Origin of the sequence: Paenibacillus sp. FSL H8-0317 (genome assembly GCF_045040685.1) — a bacterium.
GTDB lineage: Bacteria > Bacillota > Bacilli > Paenibacillales > Paenibacillaceae > Paenibacillus.
On the sequence record NZ_CP150294.1, the window covers coordinates 954,549 to 966,805 of the forward strand.

General features: G+C 49.6%; 4 protein-coding genes. 3 read left to right on the forward strand and 1 reads right to left on the reverse strand.

The features are described 5' to 3' along the window. Positions 1-2: 2 nt before the first annotated feature. On the forward strand, positions 3-7,703 hold the full coding sequence (locus tag MHB43_RS04465) for an S-layer homology domain-containing protein (protein ID WP_405131430.1): 7,701 nt from the start codon (positions 3-5) through the stop codon (positions 7,701-7,703). Between the two features lie 108 nt (positions 7,704-7,811). Here MHB43_RS04465 and MHB43_RS04470 read toward each other — a convergent pair whose 3' ends face one another. Beyond that, a complete protein-coding gene (locus tag MHB43_RS04470) occupies positions 7,812-8,759 on the reverse strand; it encodes a helix-turn-helix domain-containing protein (protein ID WP_405131431.1) in 948 nt (315 codons plus the stop codon). A 171-nt stretch (positions 8,760-8,930) separates the two neighbouring features. On the opposite strand from MHB43_RS04470, the gene MHB43_RS04475 reads away from it, so the two are divergent. Then, positions 8,931-9,950 (forward strand): glycoside hydrolase family 105 protein, encoded by a 1,020-nt coding sequence (locus MHB43_RS04475; protein ID WP_237178093.1) that lies wholly within the window; start codon positions 8,931-8,933, stop codon positions 9,948-9,950. Positions 9,951-9,963: 13 nt separating this feature from the next. Further along, positions 9,964-12,144, forward strand: a complete 2,181-nt coding sequence (gnpA, locus tag MHB43_RS04480) for a 1,3-beta-galactosyl-N-acetylhexosamine phosphorylase (RefSeq protein WP_405131432.1) — start codon at positions 9,964-9,966, stop codon at positions 12,142-12,144. Positions 12,145-12,257: the final 113 nt, after the last annotated feature.

A 12,257-nucleotide genomic window follows, 5' to 3' on the forward strand; every position in this document is an offset into this window, starting at 1 on the left:
CCATGCGACGGAACAAAATCATTCGGATAATCGCAACGTTGATGGCCATGGTCATGCTGATCAGCGTCTTGCCAATTCACATCGCGGCAGCAGCCGTTTCCTCAGCGGGAACGACATCCATTAAGAACGGGTTTATCAAGGTAACAGTGGACAATGCAAGTGGGCGCTTTAGTATTCGTACAGAAGATGGCCAGCCAATCCGCAAAAAGGATAACGGCGTGGATATGATCTTTGGTGGAGATAACCCGGAGACGTCGTTCACGACGTTCCGTATTAACGGAACGGATCTGATCTTTGGTAATCCGTATAAAATGGCACCGAACTGGACCTCGGAGGTTACACCTCCGAAGGTCGTAACGGGCAATGACGGTACCCAAAGTCTCGTGACCGTATGGACGGTTCAAGGTATTCGCATTAGCCAAGTGATCACTTTGCTGTTGAAGGAAGACAAGGATCAGGGCGGTAATGCGCGTGTTCAATATGTCGTGGAAAACACGACAAATGCCAAGGTAGAGATTGGGTCACGTGTGTTGCTGGACACGTCGGTCGGTGGCAATGACGGCCCGGCCTTCCAGATCGGGCAGAATTATTCCGTTCCACTTACGGTGGAGCGCAAACTGGTTCACGAGCCAGAAAAGCTCGGTTATGACAAAAACGCGGACGAGCAGGCGTACAATCTGCATAAGCTGCCACCTTACTGGGTGATGCGGGACAAGCTTGATCTGAGCAACCCGCTGGCTACAAATGTCATTGCCTATGGATTCAACAACTTGTTCGAGGGCGGTATTAACATCGTTGATGAAATGGTGGTAGGGCATTGGGCCAATCTCGCGGGAACGAAATGGGCATATGAACCGGACGAGAATCTTGATTTTACACAGGATACCAATGACTACGGTACAGCCGATACGGCCGTGGCTTTCTATTGGGAGCCTGATATGGTTCAAGCTGGCGCCCAGCACTCGTATGAACTGGTGTACGGTTTGGGAGAAATTGTATCCCCGGAGAAGGTATTTGATGTTCGTTTCCTGGATCCAACGCAGAAGCTGGAGACCAATGAGGAAGAGACGGGTTACGTGAATGACGGCGTGTTCGAAGTGAACACGGAGATCGAGAACCTGGAGATGTTCAACACAAACCATAGCCAGATTGATGTGACTCTGACACTGGAGAAAGGTCTGAGCTTTGTGGATGAGAATGGGAAGGAACTCAATGCAACGAGCCAGAAGCTTACCTTCCGCAAAGATGTTCCGCCGGAACAAGCTGCACAGGGCATTGAATTCATTCCGTATAAACCGGGCGAGGTCGTCGCAGCCAAATGGCGAGTGAAGGGTACAGGCAAAGCCTGGCCTTCAACGCGCCAGTATATGGTGACGGTGAGCAGCCCGGAGACAGAGAAAAAGCTGGAGACAGCTGCTCAAGAGAGCGAGGGGCTTCCGGAATCGGAGATTCGCGCAATCTATGAATCGTCGAGAGCAGGTTTTATTTTCCTGCCACCGGTTGGCGAATTAAGAGAGACATTGGTCTACGCCATGTCACCGGAGGAAGCGTATAGCAAGGACGAGAAGTACATCACGCTGAACGTGTCCAATATCGCTGCCTACAATGTTGGCAATGAAGCAACGTCTACCGCTGCCAACTTTGACATGTATCTGGTGAACGTGAAGAACGGGGATCGTTACAAAGTGCCGGTGACCCGATCTGTAACATCCCAGCCGCTTGGAAACGGGTTCGCAGGAGATTTGAAGCTGGTATATCGTGGCGGGGAAAAGGTGAATGCGGACGGCACAACGCTCGAAGTGCTGAACGACGCAATCTTGCCGTTAGGAGAATATGCTGTGCAGGTAGACTATCGGGATAAGTCAATTCCCGAGATGGCTGAAGCGCTGAGCTTCAAGACAGACCAGACTTTTGCCATAACTGAGAACGAAGAGAACCGGGTTCGCAAAGCCGGAATTCTCGCTGTATATAAAACTAAACTGGACCTGAATGCAGGTGCTGGTGAGAAAGCGACGTTTGCGAGCGTGCTGCCATGGACGTATGGTAATCTGACGGACGCGCAGTTCAAAACAAAGCTGGATCAGGATCGGGCGAGACTGATTGCTGCCAAGCAGGAAATGGTGGCAGCTTCACGCAAGCTGGACCCTGCCCTGGATGTAGCTGGGGCCATCGATGCATCGGCCTCTCCGGTATATGCGGTCCAAACGTTCGAAAATGAAGCGGCATTCGAAACATTCGAAAAAGGACTTGATGATGATACCGAGCAGGAGGTTGTTCTGGAAGTGCGCGGTAAGATCGTGCAGTCCGGTACGGGTGCAAACGCCCAATACACGGTTCAATCGGATACAGAACCTGCGATTCTCAACAAGAGTGTAGCTTACAGCGGGAAAGACCTGACCATTTCAACAGGGAATTTCCCGCTCGCCAAAGACTTGAGGGCCAATACGGACACGCCATTCTTGCAAACCCTTTTTGTGGGTGGCGACGGTACCCTAAGCGTGGCGAATAGCGGTTTCGTATTCCATTCCGGCGAATGGACCGTTGATTTCTACAACGGATTCGATAAGTCACTCGGAACGGAATCAAAGCTGACGGATGAAGAGCAGGCATGGGAGGAAGGACGCAATCCGGAAGACCCTACCCTGAACGGAACCCTGACTTGGGCTAACGGTATGCTGGGCGATGCGCTCAATCCATACCGCAATCTGCTTGTCTCATACGTATATTTCAACAAACATACCCTGTTCTCGACACCGACCTTCTCGTTGGATGGTTTCGGGCTGAAGTTGAATGACTTTGTGCTTCGGCAGGATGGGGTTTCCTTCGGCGGTGCAATGAAGATGTTCATTGTAAATGGGGAAGTAAGCAACGTCATGTTCAACCAATCGGGCTTCGTGGGCATTGATTCCTCACTGGCGTTTGAACTGGACAACAGAATTGGTTTGTTCAAACCGGACTCCGAGGATAGTGTGAAGGGAGGCATCAATGTTACGCACTTTAAGGACCCAAACAAATACGACGTCATGAATACGTACGGCGTTAACTTTGAGGCGAAACTGGAGAACTTGTTCTCCATTAGTGCGGAACTTGCTTTTAAACGGGTTCCCGACGGACGGATTATTCCAGACGTCATTGCTTTTGGATCGGACCTTCCTGATCCGGGCATCATGATCAATCCGGCTACCAAAATCTCAAGTATTCGCGGCGCAATCCGTGAACTTGCGATGACGATTGCGGGTGGTACCGAGCGCTTGCCGTTGACGCTGGAGGCAGGTATCGACATGGAGCTGGGACAGAAGCCGGCTGTTTTCTCAGGTAGTGTAGACCTGACGCTCAGAGCTACCGGATTCAAAGTGGTGGGCAAACTCGGCTTCGGCGAGGGCAGCAAAGTCATACCGATGCTGACGGAAGCACTGGTTCAGACCCAATGGGCCAGTCCAATGTTTATCCGTGCGCGGGCACAGATTGATGTTGGTGGTTGGGATATCATTGTGGGCAGTGCCAGCTTGTTTATTGGCGAGAACCTGGAGAAGGGCCGAGTCGATTTTGAAGGCATGATCAGCTCCAAAATACAGATACCAAGTTCAGTGCCGGTTGTCGGCGGTTTAGGATTTGGAACCCGTGCAGGCGTTAATAACGATGAACTGTGGGCAGGAATCTCCTTGTTATTCCTCACCCTGGGCATCAAATATTACTGGGGCGGCGGCATCTCATTCTTGACGGATGGATCGGCATTGGACGATGAGGCGCTCGCACATCTGGCAATTAATGATCCGGAGCAGGGACCGCGCCTGTTACAGATCGGAACAGGTATAGAGACGCTTGCGACATCATGGGAAAATGAGGAGCCTGAGCGTTACGAGATTAGATATACCGCCGTTGGGGACGGCATCGATATGATCGAGGATAGCTCGCAAAATCTCGGCATTGGCGGCATTCTTACGTCCAATGGAGGGAAAACACATGTGATCCCGATGAGTGGAGTGACAGGGGATGCGCTCCTTGAATTGGAGTATTATACAACAACCAGACCTACCCTGACTCTGAAGCGTGACGACGGAAGCACGTACGATATCGTGTACGGAGAAGCAACGGATCGGAACGCAACGGCGTTTGAACAGATTATCAAAGCACCTAAAGAGGGTGATCTGAAGAGCGACGGTACAACAGTGACCAAAAAAGAAGAGCTTCAGGGCACCGATATCCGTCGGATCTATGTTGCGATTCCACAGGAAGACGCAAAAACGGGAAGTTGGACCCTGACGTCCAGTCAATCGGTCAAGTCCAAGCTGATGAACATTCCGGTACTTCCGGAACTGTCTTCGACGGAACTTGCGGTAGATGCACAGGATGCGGACCAATTCACAGCAACCTGGACCGTGGACAACGCTTCGCCTGGAGATACGGTTGATCTGTATCTGTCTTCGGATCGTTTGCAGGCCACACCTACACCGGACGAATCCATTGATCCAGGGATCATGATTGCCAAAGGAATAGAGATCGAAAGTGCCGATATTGGTGCTGACGGTCGTGCATCCGGCGAGATGACCTTTGACGTGAAACAGATTTCGTACCTCGGCGGAGCAGACCTTCGTGGTTTGCTGCAACAAGGGACATATTATCTGCGTACGGAACTGAAAACGGATATGGCATTCTCTGTCTTGTCTTCACAAGAAGGGTACACGCTCGTAGATCCGTTTGCTCCCAACGCCGTGCCGGTAGTGGAAACGAGAAGCATCGGTAACGGGCAGTTCGAGGTCGCTTTCCCGGCGATCACCAAAACAGCCGAAGAAGAAGCGGAGGAGTTCACTTACATCCTGACCGCATCGGATGAGCAAGGACATCTGTATGATCCGTTCGGCGAAGAAGGATACAGTGAATCCGACTTGAAAACCACGCTTAAGGATGGCAAGTATCATGTCACCGTAGGTGGATGGAATGCACTAGGAACGCCTAAGCTGGGTGCGGACGGCAAAGTGCTGCGCAATACAGACGGCACCATTGCCATGGAGGATAAAGAGGTACGCCATTCCGGACTGGAGCCGGGCAAATCGTATCGTATGGGCGTTACGGTCGCACGCAAACCGGCTTCCGATGAGCAAGCGAATCTTCGTTTATCCACAACAACGTATAGCGGGTCAAAGCTGCTTCCTGCCCCTACAGGGCCAGTGCTTTCACTCGATAACAAACAAGTGGTCAACAACAAATACGAGGTTGTTACAAGTTCGAATCAGGTAACTGTGAACGTGGCTTCGAATCAGTCGAACGTTGTTGTAGAGGCTTCGACGGACGATGGTTCGCTGGGCACCACTAACCTTGCAACAACAGACAAGCTGAAGTTCAACTTTGAGGTAGATGGTGTATACGCAGTCCAGCTCAAAGCTCGCAATACCAGCACAGGTGATACCTCAGTCACGATGCTGTACGTAACAATTGATACGACGGCTCCGATGATCTATCTGGATTCGCCTTCACAAGGTGAACGGGCAGAGGGAGGCGTTGCGCTCGTACAGGGTACAACGATGACCGATGCCCAAGTGACGGTAACGGATGCCGATAGTGATCAAGAATTGGCACAGTTCAAACCGGACGAGAACGGAGTCTTTAAACATGAGGTGCCGATTGATGTGAACCGCATGAAGACCCGTCTCCGAATTAAAACCGAGGACGCGGCAGGCAATGTGAACTCTGCCATTGTTGAGGTGCTGAACGGCGACTTCAAGCTGCCGCGCAGACTGAAATTGGTTATGCCGGAAGAACTTGTTGCCGGTGGAGAACAAGCTGCGGTTCAGACTTATGTGGAGTATACGGATGGGACTCGTGAATTGGCAGACAACGACAGCATCACCTATAGTGTGGTTATGGGTGAAGCGAACGCAGCCGTTCAAGATGATGGCCTTCTTGGCGGAAAACGTGTTGGAGCTGCTCTAATCCAGGCCGATTATACATGGCAAGGTACGGAGCTCAGCACAACGGATATCGTATCCGTTGTTGCACCGAAGACGGGAGCTGCACCACCGGATTACATGGATACGATCAAAGCATCCACGATCGGAACGGGCAAAAAGGGAGAGACCCGTGTCTCGATCAGCGCTGCCGGACACAAAGGCAACATGGTTGGCAGTGAACTGGCATACCGCATTTTCACGGACCAATCGCAAGTGATGTTACCAACATTTGAACAGGATATCAGCGGATGGAACACGCTGCCTTCCGATAAAGTCATCAAAGCAAAACCAGGCGAGTGGATTGTTATCGCCAAACGAACAACGAGTGAGCCAAAACTCACGACAGCATCTTCTGCTGCGGTGAAGGTGAATGAGCGGATCTCTTCAAGCGTGGAGCCAAGCGCGCCAAGCTCGTCAAGCTCGGGTGGCAGTAAACCACCGGTATCTAATGTGCCTGTTGGTCCGTTGACGGTGGGTGGCGTAGCCATCGATAGTGCCGTTGGAGGCCGCGACATGAAGGTACCTCTGGAACTGGATGCAGTGCAGAAGGATGGATTGTTGCTGGTCGATGTTACGCCAGGTGCTAATGGTCCAACTGTGGTTGCTCATCCTGTGCGAGAAGCGCTGCTTGATGCAGTCAAGCAAGGACAGCGAATTCGATTGCACGTTGCAGGTCAACTGGAGCAACTACGCTTCGAACTGGATGCGGATCTGATTAAACAACTCGCTGCCAAAGACATTTCGATCGATCTGGAAAGCGATTGGGGCAGCTACCGATTGGATTGGAATGCCATCGATCTGAACGCACTCGAAGCAGCGTTCCCGGGGCAAAAGGCCGAGGATATCAAAGTAAGCTTAAATGTAAGTAAACCGGATCAGGCATACGAACGGCTTGCTGCGAAGCTTGCCAGTGAAGGCCACACGATTCCTAGAGGAACCCCGGTTGCCTTCAACATGACGGCAAGTGACGGAAGCAAGTCAGTCGAGATTGATAAACTTTTGAAAATGACAATCAAAGAACTGTATCTGCCGGTCGGAGAGGACGAGCGCTCCGTATCAACCGTGGTCGTTCTTGAGTCTGACGGCAGCTTGCGGCATGTGCCAACCCGCTTCGAAGTGCGAAAAGGTCGGATGGTTGCCATCGCAAGCAGTATGACTAACAGCGTGTACTTGCCGATCCGATATGACACTGCGTTTAGCGACATGAAGGGCCACTGGGCAAGCGAAGCAGTTCATGATCTGGCATCACGTCTGGTTGTGAATGGCGTGTCGTCTGCTCGTTATGAGCCTTCGCGTAGTATGACTCGGGCAGAGCTTGCTGCACTGATGGTGAGGGCCTTTGGCCTGAAACCAGTCACAGCCGCAAGTTCACCATTCGCAGACGTTAAGGCAGCAGATTGGTACAACGATGTGGTGCAAACGGCAACTGCCTATGGCCTCATGACGGGCTACAGTGGTAATCGTTTCGGTCCACAGGATGCCATGACACGTGAGCAAGTGATGGTCATGCTGATCCGTGCATACGAGATGGCAGGACATACTGTGCCAGCTGTGAGTAGTGCAGCTAATAGCCTTGAGGGTTATACCGATGCATCAACGTTGTCTGATTGGGCCAAAGACAGTGCCGCACAAGCGGTGAAACTGGGTCTGATTCAAGGCAAATCGGCAACGACACTTGAGCCTAAAGCTCCGGTAACTCGTGCCGAGATGGCAACTCTTGTCCGCAGATTGCTTGTGGAACTGGATTTACTGTAAACATGAAGTTGTTGATTTGAACTGGAAAAGCCCGAAAGTCATTGCGACTTTCAGGCTTTTTTGTATCTTTTTTATGAGCAGGGTTATTTCAATATGCTGTACGTAAATTCATACCCACCCCGTAAATTCCAATATTGACGCTTTTGCAGACTGTGCTTCCGTATGAGCGCCTTTGCGCCAGACTTTAGGCGATTCTCCCATCAGTTTGGCGAAACAGCGGTTAAAGCTGGAGATGGATCGGAAGCCGACCTGCTCAGAGATGGACAGAATAGAGGCCTCGGTGCTTTTTAATCGTTTGCATGCCTCTTCAATCCGGGTACTGTTCAGAAAATCGAGCGGTGTGGTTCCCATAATTTCATGGAACTTGCGGCGAAAATGCGTTGTACTCAGATGACACAGATCAGCGAGGTAATCGATGGTCACAGGCATCATATAGTTTTTGGTGATAAACTCCAGTACCGGTGAGATGACCAAGTCACCTTGGAGGTCTCGTTCCCGTTCCTGTTCCTGAGATGACAAGCGCTCGCTGTTCGCATGAATTCGAAGCAGTTCGATATATAGAGACATCAACAAGCCGTACGCGCTCTCCCGATAGTAGGGGGACTGTTGCTTCATTTCTTCAACGATTGAAGTTGCGAGCATATGAATTTTGGGATGCTGTTCCTTATTCAGAATGCAATTGGTTCCCTGAATCGCCCATAGATTCGGTTCAATGTGAGTTTGTGCTGTTTTGAGCGAATGACGGAAGAGTTCTTCCGGTGAAAAAAAGATATAAGCCCACAGGCTGGCGTTATTAGGTGAACTGTATGTGGTATGCGGAAGATATCGGGGAATGAACGTGATGTCCCCTGCTCGAAAAGGCACAGATTCTCCCTTAATCTCCATGATGCCTCCATCTGAATAACAGATGCCAATCTCCATGTGGTTATGGAAATGAAGATGCTCACTCTTGATATCGGATATTCTCCAGCGGTCTCCACTGAGTAACAGGACGGGGAAATCAATGGGCAGGCTGTAGTGACGATATTCAATGACCGGTTTCTTCGGTTTGGGCATTTTCGAGGACTCCTATGTATAAATGATTGAAATTGCGCAGTTTTGTTATGAATATGCTTAGAATGAGACTATTTTACTGCGTACAATGGAATAAGTAAAGCGTTTACAAAAATGGACGGACACCTCTCAGGGCGCACTTGGGGGCGTGTGCGCCCTGAGAGGGGAATAACAATGCTTCAAGTGAAATATGACAGGGAACAGATTCTACACGTAATCGAGAACGTTACCAAGAAAACACTGGATATGGATCTGACATGGGATTGGCCCGGTGGAGTGGCTTATTATGGCGTATCCAGAGCCTATCAAACGACAGGCAACCAAGAGATTCTGGACAGGCTGGTGAAATGGGCAGACGAATATATCGAGCTGGGTCTGCCAAGTTGGACGGTAAATACATGTGCCATGGGCCATGTGCTCATCACTTTATATGAAGAAACCGGGGATCAGAAATATTGGGATATTGTCCTCAGCAAGGTTGATTATCTCCAGAATCATGCACTTCGCTTTGGAGACAATGTGCTTCAGCATACGGTATCCGTTTCCAATGATTTTCCGGAACAGGCTTGGGCGGACACCTTGTTTATGGCGGCATTTTTCCTGCTTCGCGTAGGTAGCAAATTAAAAGATGAACCCATGATTCAGGATGCACTGAATCAGTATTACTGGCATATCAAATACCTGCAAGATCCGAGCAGCAGTCTGTGGTATCACGGTTATAACAATATCAACAAGGACCACATGTCCGGATTTTACTGGGGCAGAGCGAATGCTTGGGGAGCCTATACGATGTCTCAGGTGAAGCCGCAATTGAACGACTGGTATTTGTATCCGCAGTGTATGGATGTAGAATGTGCACTTCGCGATCAATTGGCGGCTCTCAAGCTGGTGCAGACCGAGAATGGCTTGTGGCGTACGGTTCTGGATGACGAAGATTCGTATGAAGAGGTGTCAGCCTCCGCTGGTATTGCAGCAGCCATGATCAATAATGGCAATCCACTGCATACCAAATACGTGCAAAAGGCATTGGAAGGCATCCTGAACAACATTAGCGAAGATGGACGGGTGCTTGGTGTATCTGGCGGTACGGCGGTGATGAAGGATCGGGATGGCTATCGCAATATACCAAAAGACTGGATTCAGGGCTGGGGTCAGGGCCTGGCACTCGCTTTTCTGTCCGATATGTTGAGATAGGGAGGGAACCCAATTGTCCAAATTAACCAAAGGCTCCTTTACACTACCGGGAGAATCCGGTTATGAAGCACTGACGCTTGAACTTGCCAACCGCTGGGGTGCCGATGTGATCCGTGACAGTGACGGTACAAAATTGTCCGATGAGATTATCAATGCCGGATACGGCATCTATTCAACCATTTGCATTATTCGGGATCATAATGAGTGGGCATCCCGTAATCTGGATAAACTGCAGCAATGTTTTCTCATTACCAATCCCAAGGTCGCTGTCCAAGATTATGTATCCATCTATCTGATGGAGGACTTCTTTGCTGAACAATTCAGGGTGAATGATTCCAAAGAAGCGTTTAAATATTGGCAGGTGTACGACCGAACGACTGGGGAAGAGGTACCTAGAGGACAGTGGAATTATGAAAGGGAATCTGGCAATGTTGTCATTACTGGGGTTGCTCCTTGGCATAAATACACGGTGAGTTTCATGGTTTATCGGATCTGGGAAGAGATTTCCATGTACAATCACACGACGAATAATTGGGACAAAGAGCATCTGATGCAGATTGACCCGATCTATACAGACACACAAACCTATCTGCTGGATTGGATGGAGAAGTGGTGTCAAGACCACCCGGAAACAACTGTTGTACGTTTTACGTCCCTATTTTATAACTTCGCCTGGATCTGGGGCAGTGATGAGCGGAATCGCCATCTGTTCTCGGATTGGGGTTCATACGATTTCACGGTAAGTTCGAGAGCACTGGATCTGTTTGCTCAAAAGTATGGGTACTCACTCTCCGCCGAGGACTTTGTAAATGGCGGTAAATATCGGGTCACTCACATGCCTGCGGATCAGCGAAAGCTGGATTGGATGGCATTTATCAATGATTTTGTCATTGAATTCGGTAAAAAGTTGATTGATATTGTGCACAAACATGACAAGCTGGCGTATGTCTTCTATGATGACAGCTGGGTAGGCATGGAGCCGTACAATGACCGCTTTGAGGAGTTTGGATTCGACGGCATGATCAAATGTGTGTTCTCCGGTTATGAGGCAAGAATGTGCTCAGGCGTTAAGGCTGATACCCATGAGATTCGCTTGCATCCCTACTTGTTCCCAGTTGGCTTAGGCGGGCTTCCTACCTTCAAGGAGGGCGGAGACCCTACCCTGGATGCGAAGAAATATTGGATTAATATCCGGCGTGCGCTGCTGCGTGAGTCGATTGACCGGATTGGACTGGGTGGATATTTGCATCTGGTTGAGCCTTACCCGGACTTTGTGGATTATATCGAGAAGATTGCCCATGAATTCAGGGAAATGAAAGAGCTACATCAAGAGGGAAAACCATATCAGATCAAAACAAAGGTAGCCGTGCTGCATAGCTGGGGCAAGTTAAGATCGTGGACCTTGTCCGGTCATTTTCATGAAACGCATATGCATGATCTGATTCATGTGAATGAGGCATTAGCCGGGTTGCCTGTTGACGTGCAGTTTATTGATTTTGATGATATTCGTCAGGGAGCATTGAAGGATATAGATGTTGTCATCAATGCCGGCTCTGCAGGTTCAGCATGGAGCGGTGGAGAGCATTGGAGTGACCACAAGTCTGTGGACTTATTGACCCAATGGGTGTACGAGGGTGGTACCTTTATGGGTATCAACCAGCCTTCGGCAATGGACGGGTACGACAGCTATTTTAGAATGGCGCACGTGCTTGGGGTAGATGAGGATACAGGTGCAAGGGTTGTTCATGGAAAATGGTCGTATGAGGTTAATGATGAGTATGGTTTGGTGCCTGAGGGGGCCAGCATATTTCCGAAAAATAACATTTATCTGACTGATGGATCAGCAGCTGTTGTCAGTGAAACGGATGGTCAAATCACACTGTCCACACATGCTTTTGGAAAAGGAAAAGGGATTTATCTGCCTTCCTTCGAATTCAGCTGGGAAAATACAAGACTACTTCTGAATTTGATTCGATTTGCGGGCAATGAATTCCATGAAACAAAGTACATCACGGATAACTTGTATACCGAGTGCGCTTGCTATCCTGAGAGCAACATATTGGTTGTGATCAATAATAGCGATCAGGTTCAGTCCACGACGATCAATACAGAGCATGGAAAACAGACCGTGGAATTGGACCCGTACGATACGGTGATCACCAAAATTGGTTTAACAAAATCGGTATCCCCATAGAATAATGATTCAATAGACCGTATTCCTTAACTAGGAAGCGGTCTATTTTAGTTATTAGGGCGTGTCTGAAAACACCGAAGGAAGCAGATTTTATCGTACGGATTTTACTGTAT